This window comes from Methylosinus sp. Sm6 (assembly GCF_019802345.1).
Taxonomy (GTDB): Bacteria; Pseudomonadota; Alphaproteobacteria; order Rhizobiales; family Beijerinckiaceae; genus Methylosinus.
Genome location: NZ_JAINDZ010000028.1, coordinates 35,914 through 60,985, shown reverse-complemented (window position 1 = coordinate 60,985; position 25,072 = coordinate 35,914). Strand labels below are relative to the sequence as shown.

Here is a 25,072-nt window from a genome sequence, read left to right as displayed (position 1 = left end):
CTCGCAGCCGTTCGCCGGGCGGGCGGTTCCCCGTCACCCCGCCACGACATGCGTCCCATGGGTCACCGCCGCGCCGGCGCGCAGCGCCGCGGCGACGAAGATCGTCTCGGCCAGCTCCGCCTCGGTCGCGCCGGCGGCGAGCGCATGCTTGCGATGCACTTCGAGGCAATAGGGGCATTGCGTCGTCATCGCCACGGCGAGGGCGATCAGCTCCTTGTATTTCTTCGGAATGGCGCCGTCGGCCAGCGCCGCCTCGTCGAATTTGCGATAGGCCTCCATGGCGGCCGGGGCCGCCGCGCCGATCGCGCCGAGCGCTTTCAGATTTTTCATGTCGTACATTTTAGGGTCGCTCATGGGCTGTCCTCTTCGTCGCGTCATCTATCTACCACTTGATAGGTTCATCATGTGTTGTTGACGGGAGGCCTGTCAATGGCGCTGTATCCGCGACAGCGGGAAAGGATGAGACGAGATGGCGACGGCGCGACGAAGGGAGGGCACGGCCGAGAAGATTCTCGACAGCGCCGAGGAGCGTTTGTGCCGCTATGGCTATAATGGCGTGAGCTTTCGCGACATCGCCGCCGATGTCGGCGTCAAGAGCGCCAGCGTTCACTATTTTTTCCCGACGAAGGCGACGCTCGTCGCCGCCGTCGCGCGGCGCTACGCCGACCTTTGTCTCGCCGAGCTCGGCGATCCGGCGGCGCGCGGCCCGGCCGAGGCGGTCGCCCTGCTCGGCGAAATGTTCCGCCGTACCGTGGCCGAGCGCAAGCGCATGTGCCTGTTCGGCATGATGGCGGCCGAAATCGGCGCGCTGCCGGCCGAGGTGGGCGCCGAGGCGCGCCGCTTCTTCGCCGAAACGCTGCGCTGGCTGCGCGCCGCGCTGGGCGAAGACAGCGGCGCCGCCGAGACCATCCTGGCCGCTTTCGAAGGCGGCGTGCTGCTCGCCCGCGCCATGGACGATCCCTCTATGATGGAGAAGGTCGTGGAGCGGGTGTCGATCCACGAGGCGCGCGCCTGAGCGCAGAAGCGGCCCTCGCCTCGGCGAGGGCCGGGTTATCCCGGCAGGCTCACGTCCGCCCGGCCTCGATCACATCCTCGAGGCTGCGCAGGCCCGTCGACGGGGCGTTGATCAGCACCGCCATATTGCCGGGGGCGTGCTCGTTCTTCCACATTTTGGTGTGCGCGACCGGAATCTTGGCCCAGGGGAACACTTCCGACATGCAGGGGTCGACTCTGCGGTCGATGACGAAGCGGTTGGCCGCGGCCGCCTGCTTCAGATGCGCGAAATGCGAGCCCTGGATGCGCTTCTGGCGCATCCACACATAGCGGGCGTCGAAGGTGAGGTTGAAGCCGGTGGTGCCGGCGCAGAACACCACCATGCCGCCGCGCTTCACCACCATGCAGGAGAGCGGAAAGGTCTGCTCGCCGGGATGCTCGAAGACGATGTCCACGTCCTTCTTGCCGGTGATGTCCCAAATCGCCTTGCCGAAGCCGCGGGCGGCCTTGGACCAGTCGTTGAACTCGGGCGTGTTCACGGTCGGCAGCTGGCCCCAGCAGCCCTTGAACTCCTTGCGGTTGATGACGCCCTTGGCGCCGAGCGAGAGCACATAGTCGCGCTTGCTCTCGTCCGAGATCACGCCGATGGCGTTGGCGCCGGCGGCGGCGCAGAGCTGCACGCCGAACACGCCCAAGCCGCCCGAGGCGCCCCAGATCAGCACATTGTCGCTCGGCTTCAGCCGGTGCGGCTCATGGCCGAACAGCATGCGATAGGCGGTGGCGAGGGTCAGCGTGTAGCAGGCCGATTCCTCCCAGGTGAGGTGCTTCGGCCGCTCCATGAGCTGGCGGTCCTGCACGCGGGCGAATTGGGCGAAGGAGCCGTCCGGCGTCTCATAGCCCCAGATGCGCTGCGACGACGAGAACATCGGGTCGCCGCCATTGCACTCCTCGTCGTCTCCGTCGTCCTGATTGCAGTGAACGACGACCTCGTCGCCGACCTTCCAGCGCTTGACCTTGGAGCCGACCGCCCAGACGATGCCGGAGGCGTCGGAGCCGGCGATGTGATAGGGGTGCTTATGGGCGTCGAGCACCGAGATCGGCTGGCCGAGCGCCGCCCACACGCCATTGTAGTTGACGCCCGCCGCCATCACCAGCACCAGCACGTCATGACTGTCGAGCTCCCAGGTCGGCACGACCTCGAGCTGCATCGACTCCTCCGGCGGCCCGTGCCGCTCCTTGCGGACGACCCAGGCGTGCATCTTGGCGGGCACGTGCCCGAGCGGCGGGATCTCGCCGATGTCGTACAGGTCTTTCAGTTCGGTCAACGTCTGGCTCCTCGGGGAACTCTTTCGGCCGACGGCGGGCCGGGTTCATGACGGCCTTTCATATACGGCGGGCTTTCGCCTGAACAGAGCGATGATGGCGAGGGTGCGAGACCTGGTCATCGATCGCGACAAGCATCAGGCGAAGGCCGACTGGCGGTTTCACCAGCGCCGACGCCGGCGTCACGCTCAAAAGTCTCCATCCGGCCTGGGCCGATCATCCGATCGCTCCGACCGCGATTTGGTCCGTCAGCCGCCATGACATCGCTCTGTGCGCCGTCGCACGTCCGCCCGCGAGCGTCCGAGCTATCAAAAGGGCGTTCGATTGAACCAATCGATCAAATCTGAGGGCGGCGACGACACGCTTCGGCGTCCGCCAAAATCGAAAAGGCTTTTGACATGTCCAAGATCAATTTGACTACGGCGCTCGGCCTCGGCGGCGCCATTCTCGCGGGCGGCGTCGCCTCGGCGTCCGATATGAAGCAACTTGTCGAGAAGTCCAACCTGATCGTTCGCACGCGCGTCGCCAGCGTCGAATACAAGACTGGCGGACCGGGCGGCCTGCCCTACACGATCGTCAGCTTCGACGTGCAGAGCGCCGCGCGCGGCTCGGCCGCAGGATCGATCAAAATGCGCTTCCTGGGTGGGCCCGACGGGCGCGGCAGCGTCACCGAAGTCTCCACCGCGCCCATTTTCCAAACGGGCGATGAGGACATTCTCTTCGTCGACAACAGCGGTCAGAAACATGGATGTCCGCTGGTCGATTGCGCCGAGGGGCGGTTCCGCGTCCTGAAAGGCGTCGTTTACGACAGCGACGGCGCGCCGGTGCGTTCGCTCGCGAACGACAAGATCGTGTCGAACGGCGCGCCGCCGAAGGAATTTCAGACGGTCCGCTATCCGGCCCCCAAATTCGACGAGCTGATCAAGAACCCGGACGTGCGCGCGATGCTGGCGCGGCGGGGAACGCCGGTGGCCGAGGCGCGCAAGCAATATGAGGCGAGCAAGCAGGACATCGTCATGACGATGGTTCCGAGCGGGGGGGCGGCGATGGCGACGACATCGGGCGGTCCGACGGTGTCCGTCGACGCCTTCATGGCCGCCGTCGGCTCGAAGCTCGGTTCCGCCCGCGCGCCGGTCGCCAGCTTCGCCTCCTTCAACGCGCAGGCCGTCGGCTCCGCTGGCCCCGCCGTTCTCCCGACGGCCGCTCCGCCGCCCGCCGCCGCTCAGCGCGCGTCGGCGCCGCGTTCGGCGGAAGACGCCGCGGAAGAAAAGAGCCTGCCGAAGGACGACGCCTCGAAGCTTCCGAAGAAGGGCCAGTAACTCTTCCGCCTTTGCAATCTCGACTGCCTTTGCAATCTCGACTTCAAAAACAAGGACCTAAGACAATGCGTGGACAGCTTGCAATTCTCGCCGCCTCCGTGGCGCTCTTCTCCAGCGCGGACGCCTTCGCCTACAGCTACTCGACATGCGGCGGCAACCCCATCAAATGGAGCGGCAACAACGTCACCATGCGGGCGAGCCCGAACAGCTTTCCGACCGGCTACTGGCGGAACGCCCTGCAGCGCGCGGTCGACATTCACTACCGCAACCCCAGCAAGTTCTTCTTCACGCTGGGAACCGACGACACCACTTGGTCGTCCGGCAATGGCGTGAACGAGATCTTCGGCACGACCGACGCCTCTGTCCATGGCGGGGCGCCCGCCGCCGCTCTGACCCGCCGCACCTGCTACTGGCTGTTCGGCTGGCATTATGGGATCAACGAATCGGACATTTACTTCAACTACAGCTCGCCCTGGCGGTGGACGGGCGACGAGCTGAAGACCAGCCTGTGGACCTATAACATGAACGGAGCCGGCTTGCGCCAGCTGCAGGCGACCGCCATCCACGAGCTCGGCCATTCCTCGGGCCTCCTCCATGAGAGCCGCTGGTACAACATGATGGGCACGGATTTCCAGCATCTCTGGGCCAATGGCTCGACCGCCTATGGCTATCTCGGCGCCGACGCCGGCCAGGGCACGGCCTTCCTCTACGGCTGGTGGTCGAGCGCGCGCGACTTCAGTGTGGCGCATTGGGCCTATTCCGGCGTGAGCGGCGAATATTCGACGCATCGGCGCACCCGAGTCTACAGCACCGCGGGCGCCGAGCTCCCGGTCGCCAATGTCGCCAATGAGCGCGGCCACTTCGTCCGCCCCGGACAGAGGGTGCAGGTCGAGTTCACCTATGAGAACCAGGGCAGCGTGACCCACACGGCGCCGATGCGTTGGGTCATCTCGACCAACGACGTCATTTCGACTGCGGACACGACGATCGGCACGGGAAGCATCACGCTGACGCCCGGCGCGCACTGGACCGCGCGGACGACGGTGACGCTGCCGAACTGGCTGACCCCTGGCAAGAACTACTGGATCGGCGTGATCGCGGACCCGCTGAACGCGACCGCGGATAATTACCGACAGAACAACGCCACCTACATCCCGGTAAGAGCTTTCTAAGCGCGCTTTCCATTGGGAATTTTACGATCGATCTGAATGCGTGAATTCTAGAGCGCTATCCGACCGCTTGGATCGGATAGCGCTCTCACCATTCGTCCGAGCCGCCGCGAGATCGCCGCCGGCGAGAGATTGGGCGCGTCTCTGCCTCGCGCCGCGCCTCCCCTCGAGGGACCCCTGAAGGGGAGGAAGAAACGCCCTTTCCGGCGGTCACGCGGACGCCGCCGCCCCCCGCGCCGGTTTTTCGTGCATCCGACCCCCATTCCACGGTAAAATCAGCGCTTCAGAATCGTCCCGCCCGCAGGAGCCCCCGACAATATGAGCAATGACGCCGACGACGCCGTCCCGACGCCCGAATATGGCGCGGATTCGATCAAGGTGCTGCGTGGGCTCGACGCCGTGCGCAAGCGTCCCGGCATGTATATCGGCGACACCGATGACGGCACCGGCCTCCATCACATGGTCTATGAGGTGGTCGACAACGCCATCGACGAGGCGCTGGCGGGCCACGCCACCCTCGTCACGGTGACGCTGGACGCCGACGGCTCCTGCACCGTGACCGACAATGGCCGCGGCATTCCGACCGGCATCCACAAGGAGGAGGGGGTCTCGGCGGCCGAGGTCATCATGACCCAGCTGCACGCCGGCGGAAAGTTCGACCAGAACTCCTACAAGGTCTCGGGCGGCCTGCACGGCGTCGGCGTGTCCGTGGTCAATGCGCTGTCCGTGTGGCTGAAGCTGCGCGTCTGGCAGGACGGGCGCGAGCATTTCATGGAGTTCCACAATGGCGACGCCGTCGCGCCGCTCGCCATGGTCGGCGACGCGCCGCTCGAGGACGGCAAGCCGAAGCGCGGCACGCAGGTCACCTTCCTGCCCTCGCCCGCGACCTTCACCATGGTCGAGTTCGATTATGCGACGATCGAGCATCGCCTGCGCGAGCTGGCCTTTTTGAATTCCGGCGTGCGCATCGTGCTCACCGACGCGCGCCATGCGGAGCAAAAGCGCGAGGAGCTGTATTATGAAGGCGGGCTCGAGGCCTTCGTGCGCTATCTCGATCGCGCCAAGACGCCGTTGATCGCGCAGCCGATCATGATTCACGGCCAGCGCGAGCACATCAATGTCGAAGTCGCTCTGTGGTGGAACGACTCGTACCATGAAAACGTGCTGGTCTTCACCAACAACATTCCGCAGCGCGACGGCGGCACCCATCTCGCCGGCTTTCGCGCCGGGCTGACGCGGCAGATCACCGGCTATGCCGAGCGCTCCGGCCTCGCCAAGCGCGAGAAGGTCGATCTGACCGGCGACGACTGCCGCGAGGGCCTGACCTGCGTCGTGTCGGTGAAAGTGCCCGACCCGAAATTCTCCTCGCAGACGAAGGACAAGCTGGTCTCCTCCGAGGTGCGCCCGGCGGTCGAGAATATCGTCAATGAATTGCTCGACCAATGGCTGGAGGAGCATCCGCAGGAGGCGAAAGCCGTCGTCTCCAAAGTGTGCGAGGCGGCGGTGGCGCGCGAGGCGGCGCGCAAGGCGCGCGAGCTGACGCGGCGCAAGGGCGCGCTCGATGTCGCGAACCTGCCCGGCAAGCTCGCCGATTGCCAGGAGCGCGATCCCGCCAAATCGGAGCTGTTCATCGTCGAGGGCGACTCGGCCGGCGGCACCGCCAAGCAGGGCCGCAATCGCGAGTTCCAGGCGGTCCTGCCGCTGCGCGGCAAGATCCTCAATGTCGAGCGCGCGCGCTTCGACAAAATGCTGTCGTCGGAGCAGATCGGCACGCTTATCACCGCGCTCGGCACCGGCATCGGCCGCGACGAGTTCAACGCCGACAAGCTGCGCTATCACAAGATCATCATCATGACCGACGCCGACGTCGACGGCGCGCATATCCGCACGCTGATCCTGACCTTCTTCTATCGGCAGATGCCGGAGCTGATCGAGCGCGGCCATGTGTTCATCGCCCAGGCGCCGCTCTACAAGGTGACCAAGAGCAAATCGACGCAATATCTGAAGGACGAGCGCGCGCTCGAGGATTATCTCATCGACTCGGTGCTCGACGGCGCCGTGCTTCGCTGCGGCAATGGCGAGGAGCGCGCCGGCAAGGACTTGCGCCAGGCGCTCGAGGATGCGCGCTCCTTCCGCACCATCATGAACGGGCTGCATTCGCGCTACGACCGCAGCGTGGTGGAGCAGACGGCGCTGGCCGGCGCGCTGGCGCCCGTTGGCGAGGAGGCGCAGGCCGAGGCGCTGGCGCAGGATGTGGCGCGGCGTCTCGACGCGATCGCGGAAGAGACCGAGCGCGGCTGGACCGGCGAATTGCGCGAGGGCGGCTACGTCTTCCGCCGCACCTTGCGCGGCGTCGCGCAGGCGGTGACTTTGGACGCGGCGCTGCTCGCCTCCAGCGAGGCGCGCAAGCTGCAGGAGCGCGCCGAGAGCCTGCGCGACATTTTCGCCGGCGCCGCCTCGCTGGCGCGCCGCGGCGACGAGACGCCGCTGTCCGGCCCGCTCGCGCTCTATGACGCGACCGCCGCGCTCGGCCGCAAGGGCCTCGCCATCCAGCGCTACAAAGGCCTCGGCGAGATGAACGCCGAACAGCTCTGGGAGACGACGCTCGACCGCGACGTGCGCTCGCTCCTGCAGGTGAAGGTGAAGGAGGCCGTGGAGGCCGAGGATATTTTCGTGAAGCTGATGGGCGATGTGGTGGAGCCGCGCCGCGAGTTCATCCAGGAGAACGCGCTCAATGTGGCGAATCTGGATGTGTGAGGGCGCGCGCCGCCAGCGCCGATGAAAGCTCCGTTCCGTATTGCGACGGCGCAGAGCCGCATCACCCCCGATGTTCGTGAGAACGGGCGACGACTCCGCGATCTGATGTCGATGGCCCGATCGGCGGGCTGTCGACTCGTCCATTTTCCCGAAGGCGCTCTATCAGGGTATGTCAAATCACAAATCCGTGATTGGGACGAGGTGGATTGGCGAGCGCTTCGCGACGAACTGGACCGCATCTCGGATCATGCGGCGCGCCTTGGCCTGTGGACGGTTCTGGGCTGCAATCACCGCTTGACGCCGCCCAATCGTCCGCACAACAGCCTCTACGTCATTTCCGACGCTGGGGCGTTGATCGGACGCTATGACAAGCGTCTTTGCTCCAACGCCGAGCTGAGCGATTGGTATACGCCGGGCGCCGTAGCCTTTGTGTTCGAGGTCGACGGAATATGCTTCGGCGCCGCGCTTTGCATCGAAGTGCAATTTCCGGAATTGTTCATCGACTATGGCAGGCGCGGCGTCGAGTGCGCGCTGCTCTCCGCCTATGCCGATGATCCGATCTACGGGCTCTTGGCGCAGGCCCACGCCGCGACCAATAATTTTTGGCTGAGCCTTTCAATTCCCGCCTTGCCGGACAATCGTCTGTCTGCCGGCTTGATCGGACCTGACGGCTATTGGCTCGCACAAGCCGAAGCGAATGGCGCGGAACTCCTGGTTTGCGGCGAGATCGAGAAGGACGCTCCGCGGTTCGACATTGCGATCAACAAGGCGCGTCCGTGGCGCGCCACGGCGAGATCCGGCGCAATATACGCCGAACGCCGCGTGTTGGACGCGCGAAGCAATGATCGAATGTCATTCTTCATCGTCTGATGTGGTTTCGATCGCTGCGCCTCGAGACTGCCACAACGTAGGCCGATCCGCTGGAAACGATGTGATTTGCTTCCCGGATCGTCGTGCGATCACAGGAGCAGGCGCCCGACGCAGCCGACGCCGCGTTCACTTCGCGGTCCCGAACTCTGGCTTGCCCACCTGCACGAACTGCTCGGCTTCCGCCACCGAGGCGGTCGCCGGAACGCTCGCGGCCGGAACGAGATAGCCTTGGATGTGGAGAGAAGCGGTCCTTCGTTTTGTAGGGCCCGAGACGAAGACGCCGGTCAGAGCAGCGCCCGCTTTCACGACGAGGGGAGATTCAAAAACAGTCGAAAGGGATCCGGCCGCATTATTGGCGATAAATTCGAATTTATACTGATTGCCATTGCTCGCATTGGTCGTCAAGGCTTCAAATACAATGGTATTTCCGCTGGTGTTGTCGCCGTAGTTGAACTGCGCCGACTTTATGAGCAGCGTCTTGCCGGCCGGCGGCTGATATATGAGCGTCGGCTGCAGCGCGACGCCGGGCTGGAAGACCAGCGCGGCCGATATATTGACCACATTCGCCGGATTATGCGCGTAATCCACGAAAGTATCGGCGACATGGAGATTTCTGGCGCTGTCGACCTGGGCTTTCGCGCCCGTGCCGGGATCGACGAGGCCGACCGCCTGATAGACCACGGCGGCGCCGAGCGTTCCCGGCCCGGACAAGGCCAGCGCCAGCAGAACGATCGTGATCTGCGTTCCCGATAGCTTGCCGAAAAGCTGGCGCATGATTGTTCCCCCTGAGACGTTCGGATCGGCCGTCGCCGTCCGGCGAGACCGGGGCGTTCGCGGCGAAGGAGCAAGCTATGCCCGGGCGAGGCGCTTCCGCGTCCCCCATGCGGGGGATGTCGAGCGCCGAAGGCGCTCGGGAGAGGGCGAATTCGCGCGAACGATTCCGTTCGGACGGAAAGGGCGCTAAGTGGACTCGTCCCGAGCCGAGAGGCGCCGCATGAGCCTGCTTCCGATCCGCTATGTCGAGCCCGTCTTCCGTCCGCCGAGCGAGGCGGATTCGCTCATTCTTCCCGTCACCGACGGCTGCTCCTGGAACCGCTGCGCCTTCTGCGAGATGTATACGGCGCCGCAGAAGCGCTTTCGGCCGCGCGACGAAGCGGAAGCGCTGGAGACGATCGCGCGCTGCGGCGCGCAGCTCGGCCAGAGCGTCAAGCGCGTCTTCCTCGCCGATGGCGACGCGATGACGCTCTCGACCCGCCGCCTGAAAAATATCCTCGCTGCGATCCGCCGCGATCTGCCGGGCGTCAGGCGCGTCTCGAGCTATTGCCTGCCGCGCAATCTGCGCAAGAAATCGGTCGAGGAGCTGCGCGAGCTCGCCGAGCTCGGCCTCTCGCTCGTCTATGTCGGCGCCGAATCCGGCGATGATGAAACGCTGGCGCGCGTCGACAAGGGCGAGACCTTCGAGACGACGCGCGACGCCTTGGAGAAGCTCGGGCGCGCGGGGATCAAGCGCTCGGTGATGATCCTCGACGGGCTCGGCGGCCGCGCGCTGTCGCGACAGCATGCGCTGAATTCCGCCGCACTGATGAACGCCGCGCAGCCCGAATTTCTCGCCACGCTCGTGGTGAGCTTTCCCGAGGGCGACACGCGCTTTCGCGACACATTCGGCGCGTTCGAGCCGCTGGACGTGCTCGGACTTTTGCAGGAGATGGAGCTGTTCCTCTCCGCGCTCGAGCTGAAGCGCACGGTGTTCCGCAGCGATCACGCCTCCAATTGGCTGATCCTGAAGGGGACGCTCGGCGCGGACAAGCCGCGTCTGCTCGCCGAGCTGCGCGCCGCCATCGCCGCGCCCGACGCCGCGCCGCTGCGGCCCGCCTGGGCGCGCGGGCTCTAGCGGCTCGCGGTCCGGAGGCGCTCTTTTCGGCTCTTCAGCGCACGCCGGCTGCCAATGACGCTGAGGCGATTTGCCGAAAGCGTCCCGCGATCACAGTGATCAGATAACCCGAGCTTAAGGGAAAGGTCATACACCCCTCGGACGACTGTGTCCCGGAGTGCAGGCCGTGAAGATAGCGTCGGTTCAAATCTTGCGCGCCGTCGCCGCGCTGTCCGTCGCGATCGGCCATGCGCAGAGCTTCATCGGCCTGCCGATGGAACGGCAGGGCCAGACCTTCGGTTGGAGCTTCCTCATCCCCTGGGGAGCGGGCGTCGATCTGTTCTTCGTCATCTCCGGCTTCATCATCGTCTATTCGTCGCAATCGCTGTTCGCCGCGCCGGATGGCGCAAGGACGTTCGTCCTGCGGCGCCTCACGCGCGTCGCGCCCTTGTATTGGGTCGCGACGGCCCTTCTGCTGGCCCGGATGGCGATCGTTCACAAGCCGCTTCCCGACGCCGCGACCATTGCGGCCTCCTTCCTGTTCATTCCGTGGGACAGTCATGAGACGGGCGTTCCGCGGCCCGTCTACGAGCTCGGCTGGACGCTCAATTATGAGCTGTTCTTCTACGCCGTTTTCGCGCTCTTCCTCGGCCTTCGCCGCGAGCGGGCCGTGCTCTCGATCGCCGCGTCGCTCGGCGTTCTGGTCGCGATCGGCATGATCTTTCCGATCGACAATGCTCAGCTCCTGGTGTGGACGCGGCCGATCGTCGTGGAGTTCGTTCTCGGCATGGGGCTGGCGGCGCTGGCGCTGCGCGGCGTTTCTCTGCCGGCCGGCGCGCGCTACGCGCTGGTCGCGATCGGCGTCGCGATGTTCCTGCGCGACTTTCTCGACTCCGCCGCGCAGCCGCGGGTCTGGCTCACGCCCAACGACTGGATGCGCGTCGTGGCCTGGGGCGTCCCGGCCGCGTTGATCTTCGCTGCCTGCGTGCTCGACAAGAGCAAGGGAGGCGCTGACGGACGTCTCACGCGCGTCGGCGTGTCGATGGGGGAAGCCTCCTATTCGCTCTATCTCTGCCATCCCATGGTGATGAGCCCCTTCGCCGCGGCATGGTTCGCGGCGGGGCTGGACAAGATGCTGCCGGCCTATGTGGCCGTGGCCATCTCCGTCGCGGCGTCGGCGGTCGCCTCGGCGCTCGTCTATCGCTGGTTCGAAATTCCCGTCACCCGGTCCCTTCGATGGCTGATCCGCCCCGAACCGGCCGCGCGTCCGGTCAGCCGCTTCGAGGCCGAGTCCCGAGGCGCATGAGGTCGTTCGCTTCACCGCCTTTGCGGTTGAGCAAGGCGCGCGCAGCTACGATTCTTGCATGCCGCAATGGTAGAACGGCCGCGGGTCGGCGAGAGGAGATCGGTTGTGGCGGAGGAACGGTCATTTACGCGCGAGCGGCCGAAGACGGTGGGCGAGCTCATCGAGGCGCTGCAGAAGTTTCCGGCCTCGGCGCGGGTGATGGTGCCCGGGGCGCAGGACAGCCTGCATGATTGCGGCGCGCCGATGATGACGCTCGTCATGCTCAACCGCTATCCCGACGACACGGCCGCTCTCGGCCCGCACAAGGACGCGAGCGACATGAATGTCGACAAGGCCGTCGGCGTCGTGCTGCTCGCCGAGGCGAACCGGGAATTTTGACGCGCGTCGACGAAAGTGAAGAGAGCTCGACGCCCCCTCCCCGGCTTCGCGGGAGAGGGAGCAGATTCGGCGCTTCATAGAGAGTTCGCGAAACGCCGGCCGCCTCGTTCTCCCGCGAAGCGGGGGGAGGGTGAGGGAGAGGGCCTTCGGTCTCTTCGGCTCGCTCTCGAAGCCCGTCAAAATCGATGACGCAGACCGCTAGTCCTGCCGCTTGCCGCCGCTGTCGGCGAGCGCGTTGGGAAAATACTCTCCTGTCGTCGAAAACAAATGGCACAGGCCGTCGTCGAGGCGGAAGGTGAAGGCGACGCAGGCGGCGTCGTCGCGGCACAGGCTCTTGCAGGCGTCTGCCCCCTCGCTCGGCTGCGAGCGATAGCCCTCGCCCGGGAAGGCCTTGGACGGATAGCGCTCCATCGCGATCGGGCCCGCGGGAGGGCGCGGAACATGGACGTCCTCGCGCAGCGCGCTCGTCGCGCGCGGGTTCAGCCGAAACGCCGTGACGCTCGATTTCAGCCGGCACATCCGGTTCCATTTGTCGAACACAGAGGCGAGGCAGTCCGGCCGGCGCCGGCAGGCGGCGAGGCAGGACAGCGCGTCCAGATTGCGCAGAGCCGCGATCTGCGCCCCGGCGACATCGCGATTGTCGACGCTCGGCCGAAAGGCCGCGGGCTTGGGAGCCGGCGCCTCGGGCGCGGCCGCCGGCGGCGGCGCGGCGGGAGCGGCGGGCTCGCCGGGGAGGGCGGATTCGGCGGCGGCGGGGGCGCGCTCGGCCGGCGCATCCGCCGCGAGCTGCGGCGCGGGCGCGATCTCGTTCAGCCGGGCGCGCGCCGCCGGCGGATCGGCGGCGATCACGCGGGCGATGGTCCCGTCCTTGTCGGCCGCGAGCAGAGCGGCGAGCGCCTCCGTCCCCGCCCGGCGCGCCGCGAGCTCGGCGAGCGTATGGCGCGCCTCGGCCTCGAGCGCGTCGCGAATGCCGGCGAGGTCGCGCGACGGCGCGACGGCCGTCGCCGCGACGATCGCGCCGAGCCCCGCCAGCACGATGGCGACGACGAGGGCTGCGCGCGGGGATCGTCGCTCCCGGGTCGGGGCCGAGGCGGCGGCTTGCGTCGGCGCGGCCTCGCGGAGGCGCCGCTCCAGCGCGTCGGCGCGCGCGGTCTCGGCGTCGAGCCGCTCGCGCAGCGCGGCCGCCTCGGCCTCGGCGGCGCGGCGTTTCGTCCGCTCGACGGAGGAGCCTTGCCCCGCCGCGCCGCGCTCGAGCCAAATCTCGAACAAGGTGGACAGGCTCGGCTTGGGCGACGCTTCGCCGCGCCGTTCGCGCTCGAGCCAGGCGTCGAAATCGCGGGCGAAAGCGGCGAGCGCATTGTCGATCTTGACCTGCTCGCTCGCGACGCGCTGCTCGAGATGGCGGCGCGCGTCGCGCAGCAGAGCGGCGCATTCCTCCCGATATTGCGCTTCGACCTCGCTCCAGGGACGCGAGTCCGCCGCTTCCTGCATCGGCCGCCGCGCCGATCCATCCACCGCCGCCATCATCTCTCCCTCGGTCGATGTCCCGCCTCGTCGCGGGGCCCGGCCTCGATCCGCTTCCTGTGTTCAAGGGCCGAAGGTCGCGGGCGCGATCTCGGCGGGAATACGATGCGTGAGCGCAAAGCTGTGGCCGACGCGGGGCGCGCCGCCGGGGAAAGCGCGGTGAAAAGACCAACGAATCGATCGAGCGCGCGCATATTACGATAGTCGCCGCTTTCGCTGCGAGCCCGAAGGCGCGCCCCGACAGGGCAATCGGGTGAAGGACCATATCCCTGACCCTCGTCCTGAGCCGCCGCAGGCGGCGTCTCGAAGGACGGCCGCAGGGCGAAATCAAAGGTTTCTCCCCATTGCCGTCCTTCGAGACGCCCGCTTCGCGGGCTCCTCAGGACGAGGGTCTAGGTATATAGTCCTTCGCCCGATTCCCCTGCCCGGCCTCGGGCTCGGGCTCCGGCTATTTCAGTCCGAAGCCCAGCGCGCGCAGCATTTCGGTCAGCCGGTCGCGGCCGCCGAGGCTTTCGGGGCCACGCACGCGCGAGAGCGCCTGGCGGATCCAGCCCTGCTCGGGAAGGCCGGCCTCTTTCTGGAAATCACGGAACTTCTCGTCATAGGTCGCGATCGCCTCGCGCTGCGCGTCGTTCCACGCATAGCGCTCGCGATGCAGCACGGCGCCCTGGCCGAGGCGCGGGCGCACGCCGCCGGCCTTGGCGGGATCGGGGCGGCCGACCGCCATGCCGAACACGGCAAAGGTCCCGGGCGGCAGCTCCAGCTCCTGCGCCACCTCCTCGGGCTTGTTGCGGATGCCGCCGATATAGACGCCGCCATAGCCGAGCGATTCGAGCGCCACCAGACCGTTCTGGGCGGCGAGGGCCGCGTCGACGGCGGCGGTCAGGAACATTTCGAGGAAGGGCAGGGCGGCGGCGTCGCGGCCCTGATCCTTTCCCATATTGTCGAGCCGCGCGAGATCGGCGAGCCACAGCAGGAACAGCGGCGCGTCGCGGATATGTTGCTGATTGCCGGCGAGATCGGCGAGCCGGCTCTTGCGCTCGGCGTCCTCCACGGCGACGAGGCTCCACACCTGCAGATTGGAGGAGGTGGAGGCCGATTGCGCCGCGGCGACGATCGTCTCCAGAACGCCCGGCGGAACGGGCTCCGGCAGAAACGCGCGCACGGAGCGATGGGCCAGCAGCAGGTCGAGCGTCTCGTTCCAAGCGGGCGGCGTCGGCGAATCCTCGCGGCGATAGCGCGCGCGAATGGCCGCGGCGCCCTGGCTCGCGCCGAGTTCTCGTTGGCTGACGGGCTTGTTCATGTCCTCTCCGGAAACTTTAGATGACTGGGGCTCGCACCATGGTGGCGAATGCGGGCGCAAAAATCCACCCCTCGGGCCGGCGGGAGCTTCGCGCTTCCAGGCGTTCGCCTGATGCCTCGTCAGCGGGACTATCTTTGAACCGCCCATTGGACTAAGTCACAGGGCCCTGCGCCGTTCGGGCGCAGCCTCGAGCCACTCGTCGCGGACGTAACTCAGCGGACGTAATTCTCATGGCGGAAATTCTGCGTGTCGGCGTCGCCGGCCTCGGCACGGTCGGCGCTTCGGTCGTTCGGCTCCTGCAGCGGCAGCGGGAGGCGCTCGCGGCGCGCACCGGCCGCGAGATCCGGCTCGTCGGCGTGTCGACGCGCGACAAGGCCAAGGATCGCGGCCTCGATCTTTCCGGCGCGACCTTCTTCGACGATCCGACCGCGCTCGCCGCCTCGAGCAGCATCGATCTGTTCGTCGAGCTGATCGGCGGGGCCGAGGGCGCCGCGCGCGCCAGCGTCGAGACGGCGCTCGCGAGCGGCAAATCCGTCGTCACCGCCAATAAGGCGCTGCTCGCCGCCCATGGCCTCGCGCTCGCCGAGCTCGCCGAGGCGAAGCATGCGGCGCTCGCTTTCGAGGCGTCGGTCGCCGGCGGCATTCCGATCGTCAAGACGCTTCGCGAGGGCCTCGCGGGAAACTCGATCGAGCGCGTCTATGGCGTGCTCAACGGCACCTGCAACTATATCCTCTCGCGCATGGAGCTGGAGCGCCTCTCCTTCGCCGACTGCCTGACAGAGGCGCAGCGTCTCGGCTATGCCGAGGCCGATCCGACCTTCGACATCGGCGGCTTCGACACGGCGCATAAGCTCGCCATTCTCGCCTCGCTCGCCTTCGGCACGCGCATCGCGCCCGAGGCCGTCGATATCGAGGGCATAGAGCGCGTCACCCTCGCCGATATCGACGCCGCCGCCGAGCTCGGCTTCCGCATCAAGCTGCTCGGCGTCGCTCAGCGCACGGCGCAGGGCATAGAGCAGCGCGTGCATCCGACCATGGTGCGCAAGACGACGTCCATCGCCCAGGTGATGGGCGTCACCAACGCCGTCACCATCGACGCCGACGCCGTGCATGAGCTGACGCTGGTCGGCCCGGGCGCCGGCGGCGACGCCACGGCCTCCGCCGTCGTCGCCGATATCGCCGACATCGCCCGCGGCGTGCGCTCGGCGCCCTTCGGCCTGCCGAGCTCCGCTCTGCGCGCCTGCGAGCGCACGCCCGTCCAGCGCCACGAGGGCGGATATTACATCCGCCTCTCGGTGCCGGACGTGCCGGGCGCCTTCGCCGCCATCGCGACGCGCATGGCCGAGCGAAAAATCTCGCTCGAGAGCATCATGCAGCATGGCGCCCGCGCGGCCCGTCGCGGCGCCGACGCGCCGGTCGGCGTGATCCTCATCACTCATGCGACGACGGAGCTGCTCGTGCGCGAGGCGCTCGACGCGATTCTCGCGGACGGAACCATCGCCGAGCCGGCGCAGGTGATCCGCATCGAGCGCGAGTGAGCGAGCGAGCCTTTAAGGCTCGCCCTTCGACAGCCGAAGAGGGGGCGTTCGACATGAACTGGATTCCGTCGGCGGATGGAAAGGGCCTCGACCGCAATCTCACACTGGAGCTCGCCCGCGTCACCGAGCGCGCGGCGGTGGCGGCGGCGCAATGGCGCGGTCGCGGCGACGAGATGGCGGCCGACCAGTCCGCCGTCGACGCCATGCGCAGCGAGCTCGATCGTCTCGCCATCCGCGGCCGCGTGGTGATCGGCGAGGGCGAGCGCGACGCCGCGCCCATGCTCTACATCGGCGAGGAGGTCGGCGCCGGAACGGGGCCGGCGGTCGATCTCGCCGTCGCGCCGCTCGAGGGCTCGACCCTCTGCGCCAAGGACATGCCGGGCGCGATCTCCATCGTCGCCATGGCGGCGACGGGCTCGCTGCTCTATGCGCCCGACGTCTATATGGACAAGATCGCCGTCGGCCCCGGCTATCCCAAGGGCGTCGTCGATCTCGACAACGCCCCCGCCGCCAATATAGCGGCGCTGGCCGAGGCCAAGGGCTTGTCGCCGCGCGAGATCACCATCTGCATTCTCGACCGGCCGCGCCATGCGCAGCTCATCGCCAAATGCCGCGAGGCGGGCGCGCGCGTGCGCCTCATCGGCGACGGCGACGTCGCGGGGATCATCTTCACCGCGCAGCCGGCGGAGACCGGCGTCGACATGTATCTCGGCTCCGGCGGCGGGCCGGAGGGCGTGCTGGCGGCGGGCGTGCTTCGCTGCGTCGGCGGCCAGATGCAGGGGCGCCTCGTGCTCGACAGCGCCGCCAAAGTGTCGCGCGCGGCCGCCATGGGCATCGAGGATCCGAAGAAGAAATATGCGCTGGAGGAGCTCGCCCGCGGCGACGTCGTCGTGTGCGCGACCGGCGTGACCGGCGGCCCGCTGCTCGCGGGCGTGCGCTTCGACAAGGGCGTGGCGGAGACGGAGACGCTGGTCTATCGCTCCTCGACCGGGACGGTCCGCCGCATCCGCGCGACGCATCGCGCCCCGCCGAAATTCGATATGGATTAATAGTTTCCCGTCGAGCGCCGCGCCTCTCTACTATGCGCGAGACGCGAGCCTGAAGGCTCGCGGTCCGGGCGCCGAGGCCCCGGCTTCGCGCGCAGCGTTCGTCGTGTGCGCCAGCGCACGAGCGCGATCGAGAGCATTTCCCTATCATGCTCCTCCATCGGAGCGGGCCTGCTCCGCAATTCGAGGAGAACGCTCATGCGAAATCATATTCTTACGTCCGCCGCGATCGGCGCGTTCACTCTCGCCTCGCTCGGGGCGGCTCCGGCGATGGCCGGCTCCGGGGTCACCTATGTCTCCGGAAAGGGAGCGGACGCCGGCAGCTGCGCGACGCCCGCCACGGCCTGCCGCAACTTCGCCTATGCGCTGTCGCAGACCGATTCCCACGGCGAGATCAAGACGCTCGATCCGGCCGATTACGGCGTCGTCGCCATCGCCAAGTCGGTGACGATCACCGGCGTTCCGGGCGCGAGCATCGAGATGTTTTCGGCGGGGTCCGCGATCTCCATCGACAATGGCGCGGTGACGGTCAGCCTGCGCGGCATCGAGATCAATGGCCGCAATGTCGGCACGAGCGGCATCACCGTCGCCAACGCCAAATCGGTCAGCATCGTGGACTGCATCGTGCGCCGCGTCGGCGCGGATGGAATTTCGATTTCGCCGGCCGCCGGCGCCGTGACGGCGACGATCTCCAACACGATCTCGTCCAACAATGGCAATTTCGGCATTCAGTTCGTGCCGGGCGCCGGCGCCAAGGTGACCGCCTCGGTCGATCATGTGACGACGAACAACAATGGATTTTCCGGCATTCTCGTCGCGCCCAAGGCCGCCGTCATGATCTCCGACAGCATTGCGAGCAACAATGCGAACAGCGGCTACCGCGCCTCCGGCGACGCCACCAGCAAGATGTATCTTTCCCGCAATGTCGTCTCCGGAAATCCGACGGGCATTCACAATGTCACGGCCGCGACCGTGAAGAGCTTCGGCGACAACAAGGTGTATGGCAACACGACCGACGTCGACGGCGCGGTCGGCTCGGTCGCGTCCAAATAAGTCTCGCCGGGTGGTGGGCGGCGCTGTCGAGCGTCGCCCCGCATCTGCCCACGAGTCCGCCTGCGGTCGCCGTTCCCGCGAGGAGCGCGGCTGTCAGTTTCGGCGGCAACAAGCTGTTCAGCAACGGGGCCGACGTGCAGGGGACGCTCAGGACCGCTTCGTCGATGTGATCGTCGTTGCTTTTTCAGCGTTGCGAATAGCGAATAGCGAATAGTAGCGAGTAGCGAGCGCGGGTGGTAGGGCGAGCCCCTCTACTCGCTACTCGCTACTCGCTATTCGCCTTTCCCATTCGCTCGCGCAGGCGCCGCTCTCGCCTCGGCGGCGGCCGGCGATGTGCTCTCCGGCACAGCCGAGCGTGAGCCGCACGGGCATCTTCCGCGGCATGGGAGCGATCGCGCTCCACATCATCCAGGAGGACACGCCCATGCGTGATTGTTGTTTCGTTGCGGCCATCGCCGCCGCCGCTTCGCTCGCCGCCTGCGTCGCCGCATCGCCGGCGATGGCGCTCGGCGCGGTCACTTATGTATCCGGCAAGGGCGTCAACTCCGGCGTCTGCGCGACTCCCGCCACCGCCTGCCGCACCTTCGGCTATGCCATCGGCCAGACCAGCGCGGCCGGCGAGATCAAGGCGCTCGACCCGGCGAATTACGGCGCGCTGACGATCGACAAATCGATCACCATCACCGGCGTCCCTGGAACCAGCGTGCGAACGGCCAATGCAAAAAATGCGGTCGCCATCAACGCCGCGAACGCCATCGTTACTCTGCGCGGCATAGACATCGACGGCGGCGGAGTCGGGACGGCCGGCGTCGTCGCCTATTATGCTCGCGTGCTGAACATCGTCGGCTGCGTCGTGCGCCGCTTCGCCAATGAGGGGGTTGCGATCTCCGGCGGGTGGGATGGAATGTCCGTCACGATCTCCGACACGATCTCGTCCAACAACGGCAAGTTCGGCGTCGACATCGTTCCGGGCCAGAAGCCGGTCGTGGCCTCCATGGATCATGTGACGACGAATGACAATGGCGTCGCGGGCCTGCGCGCTTATCCCGGCGCGATAGTGACGATCGTCGACAGCTTCGCGAACAATAACGCCAGCGTCGGCTATCTGGCGGTCGGCGGCTTCCCGAACGCGACCACGATGCGGCTCGGCCGGTCCGCCGCCACAGGCAACCAGGTCGGAATTCAAAATCTCAACTTCGCAACCGTGCAGAGCTTCGGCGACAATGCGGTGCTGGGCAATGCGACCGACATTTCCGGCGTCGTCGCTTCCATTTCCCACAAATAATGCAAGCCTTTCACGAGTGATGCGGGCGCGGGGTCGATCTCGTGCGACGCCGAGGCGCGCCATCGCGGCGGCGCGCCTCGGTCACGCCGTTCAGTGATGGCCCGATTCGAGCTGCGTCTTCGCGTCGAGCGGCGCTTTCGGCGGAGGGGTGAGATCGGGCTGCGACTGCGCCGCGCAGGCGGCGAGCGAGAGCGCGAGCAGAATTGCGGCGAGCGGATGAAGAGCACGCATCTTTGGTATTTCCTGGGAAAGTGTTGAGCCGCCGCGGGTCGCCGCAGCGCAGACATGACTTGAGCGCGGCCTTTTGGGCCAGAATGTGGCCGTGGGCGCGGCTTTGCGGCAAATTGGAGACTTTCTGCTTTTCCGCGGCAAATCGGCCGCTTCCGCGCCTTTGCGCTGGCGTCCGGCCGTTCAACTCCTTAAGTCACGAACGATGACGCCTGCCGCCCATGTCTCCGCCGCCATAGAGATTCTCGCCGAGCTCGCCGCCCGCCGCCGGCCGGCGGCCGACGCGATCAAGGATTGGGGCCTGTCGCATCGCTTTGCCGGCTCCAAGGATCGCGCCGCGATCGCCGGCCTCGTCTTCGACGCCCTGCGCAAGCGCGCCTCGGCCGCTCATGTGATGGGGGAGGAGTCGCCTCGCGCCATCATGCTCGGCGCGCTGCGCGAGGCGCGCGGGCTGACAGGGGAGGCGATCGCGGCGCTCTGCAGCGGCGAGGGCCATGCGCCGGCTCCGCTCTCGGAGGGCGAGCGCGAGCGGCTCGCTTGCGCGACGCTCGACGGCGCGCCCGCGCATGTGCGCGGCGATTATCCCGAATGGCTCGCCGAGCGCTTCGCCGCCGCTTTCGGCGCGGCGGCGGCGGAGGAGGGCAGGGCGCTCGCCGCGCGGGCTCCGCTCGACGTGCGCGCAAATATTCTGAAGTCCTCGCGCGAGGAGGCGATGCGCCGGCTCGCTCATCTCCATCCCGAGCCGACGCCGCTGTCGCCGCTCGGCCTGCGCCTGCCGGCCGGACCGCATGGCCGCGGCCCGGCGCTCGCCGCCGAGCCGGCTTTCGTGAAGGGCCATGTCGAGCCGCAGGACGAGGGATCGCAGCTCGCCGCGCTGCTGTGCGCCGCCGCGCCCGGCGAGCAGGTCCTCGACCTCTGCGCCGGCGGCGGCGGCAAGAGCCTGGCGCTCGCCGGGCAGATGCACAATCGCGGGCAGATCTACGCTTTCGACGACGACGGACGCCGACTGACGCCGATCTATGCGCGGCTGGAGCGCGCCGGGGCGCGCAATGTGCAGGTGCGCGCGCCGCGCGGCGGCGCCGATGTGCTCGCCGATCTGGAGGGCCGCTGCGACCTCGTGCTGATCGACGCGCCTTGCACGGGGACGGGGACCTGGCGGCGCCATCCGGACGCCAAATGGCGCCTCGCCCCGGGCGCGCTCGCCGCGCGGCTCGAGGAGCAGCGCGCGCTGCTGGAGAAGGCGCCGCGCTATCTGCGTTCGGGCGGGCGGCTCGTCTATGTCACCTGCTCGCTGCTGCGCGACGAGAACGAGGATCAGATCGCGGCGTTTCTCGAGGGCGCGAGCGGCTTCTCGGCGGTTCCGGCCGCCGAGGCGGCGGGTGAGGCGCAGCTGACGGAGCTCGCCCGTTTCGCCTCGCCCTTCGGCTTCGGGCTGCGTCTCGGCGCGCGGGCGAGCGGCACGGATGGGTTTTTCGTGTGCGTGCTGAGGAAGGCGTGAGGGCGCGGCAGCTCGTCTTGCGCATGACCGACCCCGGGAGGTAGTCAGGACGCGACGACATCGACGCAATGCTTCCGCCCCCGCCCCGCATCGTCACGAGAGCGCGAAAGAACGACATGACCGCCGCCGACAGCTTCCACCACGAGATCGCCGATCGCCACGACAAGCTGCTGATCGTCGATTTCGGCTCGCAGGTCACGCAGCTGATCGCGCGGCGCGTGCGCGAGGCCGGCGTCTATTGCGAAATCGCGCCGTTCCAGAGCGCAGAGCGCGCCTTCTCCGAGATCCGCCCCAAGGCGGTCATCCTCTCCGGCGGACCGTGCTCGGTCACCGACGCGGGCTCGCCGCGCGCGCCGCAGAGCATCTTCGACTCGGGCGTGCCGGTGCTCGCCATCTGCTATGGCGAGCAATTGCTCGCGGCGCAGCTCGGCGGCGCCGTCGAGGGCGGGCATCATCGCGAATTCGGCCGCGCCGAGATCGGCGTGATCGAAGCGAGCCCGCTGTTCGCCGGCGTCTGGGAGACGGGCGGGCGCTATCCGGTGTGGATGAGCCATGGCGACCGCGTGACGCGGCTGCCGGAGGGCTTTCGCGCCATCGCCGCGTCTGAGAACGCGCCGATGGCGGCGATCGCCGACGAGGCGCGGCGCTATTACGGCGTGCAGTTCCATCTCGAGGTGGCGCATACGCCGGATGGCGCCGGGCTCATCGCCAATTTCGTGCACAAGGTCGCCGGGTTGAAATCCGATTGGACCATGGCGGCGTTTCGCGGCGAGGCGGTCGAGGCGGTGCGCCGTCGGGTCGGCGCCGGCCGCGTGCTGTGCGGACTTTCGGGCGGCGTCGATTCCGCCGTCGCCGCAGTGCTGATCCATGAAGCGATCGGCGACGCGCTCACTTGCGTCTTCGTCGATCATGGCCTTTTGCGCGCGGGCGAGGCGGAGGAGGTCGTGCGCCTCTTTCGCGATCACTACAACATCCCGCTCGTGCATGTGGAGGCGCAAGAGCTGTTTCTCCGCGCGCTGGACGGCGTCGAGGATCCGGAGATCAAGCGCAAGACCATCGGGCGCCTGTTCATCGAGACCTTCGAGGAGGAGGCCGGGAAAATCGCCGCCGACGGAGGCGGCGCGCCGCAGTTTCTCGCGCAGGGCACGCTGTATCCGGATGTGATCGAGAGCGTGTCCTTCTCCGGCGGTCCGTCGGTGACGATCAAATCGCATCACAATGTCGGCGGCCTGCCCGAGCGCATGAACATGCAGCTCGTCGAGCCCTTGCGCGAATTGTTCAAGGACGAGGTGCGCGCGCTCGGCCGCGAGCTCGGCCTGCCGGAGGCTTTCGTCGGCCGGCATCCGTTCCCCGGCCCCGGCCTCGCGATCCGCTGCCCCGGCGCGATCACGCGCGAGAAGCTGGAGATTCTGCGCAAGGCGGATGCGATCTATCTCGACGAGATCCGCAAGGCGGGACTCTATGGCGAGATCTGGCAGGCTTTCGCGGTGCTGCTGCCGGTGCGCACGGTGGGCGTGATGGGCGACGGCCGCAGCTACGAGCATGTGTGCGCGCTGCGCGCGGTGACCTCGACCGACGGCATGACAGCGGACTTCTATCCCTTCGACATGGCCTTCCTGGGCCGCGCGGCGACGCGGATCATCAACGAGGTGCGGGGGGTGAACCGCGTCGTGTACGACGTGACCAGCAAGCCGCCAGGGACCATCGAGTGGGAATGATTCAGGCCCATCCGAGAGTATCCGGCGGTATCCGGAAATACGCCATAACGTACTAATAAACAAAACAAAATCATCCTTAGACGTTCGGAGACTATCGGCCGGCAGAGATCGCCGCTGACGGACCCCCTGACGGTGCGCTTCCCCATTGCTAAATCCGATTTCGTCCGATACCGTCAGGGTGCGAGCGCCCTCTGACGGTCTTTTTTCGATCTAACATACTGTAAGAAAAAGAGATTGTTCCGCGAGGATGCCCGAAAATTGCCTGACGGTCTTTTTCTGAGGAGGCGGCCGAAATGCTCACGGATGCGGCCCTTAAGCACCTGAAACCAAAAGAGAAAATCTACAAGGTGACGGACCGGGACGGCATGTACGTGCTCGTAAAGCCGTCAGGGACCCTCACTTTTCGGCTGGATTACCGGATGAACGGGCGGCGCGAGACCGTCACGTTCGGCAAGTACGGGCCGGCGGGCCTATCACTCGCTCGGGCGCGTGAGCTGTGCATCGATGCCAAGCGGGCGATTAGCGAAGGACGATCGCCGGCGATTGAAAAGCAGCGCGAGAAGCGCCGGCTCCTGGAAGCGAAGAGCTTTGGCGAGTTCGGCGAGAAGTGGCTGACCGCGGCGTCGATGGCGGACAGCACGCGGGCGATGCGCCGCTCGATCTTCGAGCGCGAACTGCTTCCCAAGTGGCGCAACAGGCTGCTGACTGAAATCACCCCGGATGACCTCCGGGCTCATTGCGGCGCCATCGTCGAGCGCGGCGCGCCAGCGACGGCGATCCACGTCCGCGACATCGTCAAGCAGATCTATGGCTTCGCGATCTTGCATGGCGAGAAGGTCGCCAACCCCGCTGACGATGTGGGGCCGTCTTCGATCGCAACCTTCGTGCCGAAGGACCGGTCGCTCTCGCCGACAGAGATCAGGATCATGCTCAGGATGATCGAGAAGGCGGCGACGCTGCCGACCATCCGGCTCGGCATGCGCCTCTACCTGCAGACGATGGTGCGCAAGAGCGAGCTTCAGGATGCGACCTGGGACGAGGTCGATTTCGAGAATGCCGTCTGGACCATCCCGAAGGAGCGGATGAAGCGCTCGAAGGCGCACAACGTCTACCTGTCGCGGCAGACGCTCGACATCATGATCGCGCTGAAAACCTGCGCCGGCAATTCGCGATACCTCTTGCCGTCGCGATACGATGCGGATGCACCGATGTCGCGCGCGACGTTCAATCGCGTCACCTACGCGGTCGTCGAGCAAGCGAAGAAGGAGGGGCTGCCGCTGGAGCCGTTCACCGTCCACGACCTGCGCAGGACCGGATCGACGCTGCTGAACGAACTCGGCTTTAACAGCGATTGGATCGAGAAGTGCCTGGCGCACGAGGATGGTCGTTCGTCGCGCGGGGTCTACAATAAGGCCGAGTACGAAGTGCAGCGTCGCCACATGATGCAGGAGTGGTCGGACATCATCGACGCCTGGGTCGCCGGCAAGAAGCGCGTGCCGACGCTCATTCCACCTTCGATGCCGCTGCTTGAACCGGATCCCGCTCTCGAACCGGGCGCAAGCGCCGTTGTCTGACGTCGGGAGACTGAGCGCGCCGGATGGGTGCAGACCGGCGCGAGGCGAGCCACGCCTCGACCTCCGCAACATCCCACACAACGCATCGCGGTGAGAGAGCGAAGCGTCGAGGAAATTCTCCGCGCTGTTCCATCTCGTAGATGGTGCTGTCGGCGAGCGGGACCATCTCGCGCAACTGATGCCGGCGGATTGTTCGTCTAGTTGGCTTGTCGGTCAAACGGACCATCTTGCGGCTCCTCGAGTTCATGACTGAGGAGAATTGAAAGCAATAGCTATCGATAAGTGGAAGCCTGAAATAGGGGAGATCGGGTCAGGGCGGG

General features: G+C 67.0%; 22 protein-coding genes. 15 read left to right on the top strand and 7 right to left on the bottom strand.

The features are described 5' to 3' along the window. Positions 1-33 precede the first annotated feature (33 nt). On the bottom strand, positions 34-339 hold the full coding sequence (locus tag K3F48_RS17460; RefSeq protein ID WP_222576720.1) for a carboxymuconolactone decarboxylase family protein: 306 nt from the start codon (positions 337-339) through the stop codon (positions 34-36). Positions 340-469: 130 nt separating this feature from the next. Between K3F48_RS17460 and K3F48_RS17455 the strand changes: the two genes are divergently transcribed. Continuing rightward, a complete protein-coding gene (locus K3F48_RS17455; protein ID WP_222576708.1) occupies positions 470-1,015 on the top strand; it encodes a TetR/AcrR family transcriptional regulator in 546 nt (181 codons plus the stop codon). A 49-nt stretch (positions 1,016-1,064) separates the two neighbouring features. Here the strand turns inward: K3F48_RS17455 and ccrA are convergent, their stop codons facing one another. Next, positions 1,065-2,318 (bottom strand): crotonyl-CoA carboxylase/reductase, encoded by a 1,254-nt coding sequence (ccrA, locus tag K3F48_RS17450; RefSeq protein WP_222576707.1) that lies wholly within the window; start codon positions 2,316-2,318, stop codon positions 1,065-1,067. 396 nt (positions 2,319-2,714) lie between these two features. Here ccrA and K3F48_RS17445 point away from each other — a divergent pair, with 396 nt between their 5' ends. From K3F48_RS17445 to K3F48_RS17430, 4 genes are all read left to right on the top strand, one after another. After that, positions 2,715-3,635, top strand: coding sequence for a hypothetical protein (locus tag K3F48_RS17445; RefSeq protein ID WP_222576706.1), 921 nt, complete (start codon positions 2,715-2,717; stop codon positions 3,633-3,635). A gap of 65 nt (positions 3,636-3,700) precedes the next feature. Further along, positions 3,701-4,807: a hypothetical protein gene (locus K3F48_RS17440; protein ID WP_222576705.1), complete on the top strand. Its 1,107-nt coding sequence runs from the start codon at positions 3,701-3,703 to the stop codon at positions 4,805-4,807. Positions 4,808-5,122: 315 nt separating this feature from the next. After that, positions 5,123-7,561, top strand: coding sequence for a DNA topoisomerase (ATP-hydrolyzing) subunit B (gene gyrB / locus K3F48_RS17435; protein ID WP_222576704.1), 2,439 nt, complete (start codon positions 5,123-5,125; stop codon positions 7,559-7,561). A gap of 21 nt (positions 7,562-7,582) precedes the next feature. Then, positions 7,583-8,431, top strand: coding sequence for a carbon-nitrogen hydrolase family protein (locus tag K3F48_RS17430; protein ID WP_222576703.1), 849 nt, complete (start codon positions 7,583-7,585; stop codon positions 8,429-8,431). Positions 8,432-8,557: 126 nt separating this feature from the next. On the opposite strand, the gene K3F48_RS17425 is transcribed toward K3F48_RS17430, so the two are convergent. Further along, positions 8,558-9,205 carry a hypothetical protein gene (locus K3F48_RS17425; protein ID WP_222576702.1) on the bottom strand — a complete coding sequence of 216 codons (648 nt, stop codon included), beginning with the start codon at positions 9,203-9,205 and terminating at the stop codon, positions 8,558-8,560. A gap of 220 nt (positions 9,206-9,425) precedes the next feature. On the opposite strand from K3F48_RS17425, the gene K3F48_RS17420 reads away from it, so the two are divergent. The 3 genes from K3F48_RS17420 to K3F48_RS17410 all read left to right on the top strand — a co-directional run bounded on the left by K3F48_RS17420 (position 9,426) and on the right by K3F48_RS17410 (position 11,985). Then, on the top strand, positions 9,426-10,322 hold the full coding sequence (locus K3F48_RS17420) for a radical SAM protein (protein WP_222576701.1): 897 nt from the start codon (positions 9,426-9,428) through the stop codon (positions 10,320-10,322). A gap of 166 nt (positions 10,323-10,488) precedes the next feature. Then, positions 10,489-11,607 (top strand): acyltransferase, encoded by a 1,119-nt coding sequence (locus K3F48_RS17415; RefSeq protein WP_222576700.1) that lies wholly within the window; start codon positions 10,489-10,491, stop codon positions 11,605-11,607. Positions 11,608-11,712: 105 nt separating this feature from the next. Beyond that, the gene (locus tag K3F48_RS17410) at positions 11,713-11,985 is read left to right on the top strand and encodes a hypothetical protein (RefSeq protein ID WP_222576699.1); all 273 of its coding nucleotides are present in this window, start codon (positions 11,713-11,715) and stop codon (positions 11,983-11,985) included. A 198-nt stretch (positions 11,986-12,183) separates the two neighbouring features. Here K3F48_RS17410 and K3F48_RS17405 read toward each other — a convergent pair whose 3' ends face one another. Together K3F48_RS17405 and K3F48_RS17400 are read right to left on the bottom strand one after the other, a co-directional pair. After that, entirely contained in the window at positions 12,184-13,512 is a 1,329-nt protein-coding gene (locus tag K3F48_RS17405) for a PAN domain-containing protein (RefSeq protein ID WP_222576698.1), read from the bottom strand. A gap of 445 nt (positions 13,513-13,957) precedes the next feature. Then, positions 13,958-14,812: a nitroreductase family protein gene (locus tag K3F48_RS17400; protein WP_222576697.1), complete on the bottom strand. Its 855-nt coding sequence runs from the start codon at positions 14,810-14,812 to the stop codon at positions 13,958-13,960. Positions 14,813-15,042: 230 nt separating this feature from the next. Between K3F48_RS17400 and K3F48_RS17395 the strand changes: the two genes are divergently transcribed. The 4 genes from K3F48_RS17395 to K3F48_RS17380 all read left to right on the top strand — a co-directional run bounded on the left by K3F48_RS17395 (position 15,043) and on the right by K3F48_RS17380 (position 19,734). Then, positions 15,043-16,350 (top strand): homoserine dehydrogenase, encoded by a 1,308-nt coding sequence (locus K3F48_RS17395; protein WP_222576696.1) that lies wholly within the window; start codon positions 15,043-15,045, stop codon positions 16,348-16,350. 53 nt (positions 16,351-16,403) lie between these two features. Continuing rightward, positions 16,404-17,399, top strand: a complete 996-nt coding sequence (gene glpX, locus K3F48_RS17390; protein ID WP_222576695.1) for a class II fructose-bisphosphatase — start codon at positions 16,404-16,406, stop codon at positions 17,397-17,399. A gap of 195 nt (positions 17,400-17,594) precedes the next feature. Beyond that, positions 17,595-18,449 (top strand): right-handed parallel beta-helix repeat-containing protein, encoded by an 855-nt coding sequence (locus K3F48_RS17385; RefSeq protein WP_222576694.1) that lies wholly within the window; start codon positions 17,595-17,597, stop codon positions 18,447-18,449. Positions 18,450-18,780: 331 nt separating this feature from the next. Continuing rightward, positions 18,781-19,734, top strand: a complete 954-nt coding sequence (locus K3F48_RS17380) for a hypothetical protein (protein ID WP_222576693.1) — start codon at positions 18,781-18,783, stop codon at positions 19,732-19,734. Between the two features lie 90 nt (positions 19,735-19,824). Here the strand turns inward: K3F48_RS17380 and K3F48_RS17375 are convergent, their stop codons facing one another. Beyond that, the gene (locus K3F48_RS17375) at positions 19,825-19,965 is read right to left on the bottom strand and encodes a hypothetical protein (RefSeq protein WP_222576692.1); all 141 of its coding nucleotides are present in this window, start codon (positions 19,963-19,965) and stop codon (positions 19,825-19,827) included. A gap of 202 nt (positions 19,966-20,167) precedes the next feature. Between K3F48_RS17375 and K3F48_RS17370 the strand changes: the two genes are divergently transcribed. From K3F48_RS17370 to K3F48_RS17360, 3 genes are all read left to right on the top strand, one after another. Beyond that, the gene (locus tag K3F48_RS17370) at positions 20,168-21,460 is read left to right on the top strand and encodes an RsmB/NOP family class I SAM-dependent RNA methyltransferase (protein ID WP_222576691.1); all 1,293 of its coding nucleotides are present in this window, start codon (positions 20,168-20,170) and stop codon (positions 21,458-21,460) included. A gap of 116 nt (positions 21,461-21,576) precedes the next feature. Then, positions 21,577-23,178 carry a glutamine-hydrolyzing GMP synthase gene (gene guaA, locus K3F48_RS17365; RefSeq protein WP_222576690.1) on the top strand — a complete coding sequence of 534 codons (1,602 nt, stop codon included), beginning with the start codon at positions 21,577-21,579 and terminating at the stop codon, positions 23,176-23,178. Between the two features lie 293 nt (positions 23,179-23,471). Then, complete coding sequence (locus K3F48_RS17360) at positions 23,472-24,752, top strand: tyrosine-type recombinase/integrase (RefSeq protein WP_222576689.1); 1,281 nt, start codon at positions 23,472-23,474, stop codon at positions 24,750-24,752. Here the strand turns inward: K3F48_RS17360 and K3F48_RS17355 are convergent. After that, positions 24,682-24,978 (bottom strand): AlpA family transcriptional regulator, encoded by a 297-nt coding sequence (locus tag K3F48_RS17355; protein WP_222576688.1) that lies wholly within the window; start codon positions 24,976-24,978, stop codon positions 24,682-24,684. The two genes, K3F48_RS17360 and K3F48_RS17355, sit on opposite strands and share 71 nt — an antisense overlap. Positions 24,979-25,072: the final 94 nt, after the last annotated feature.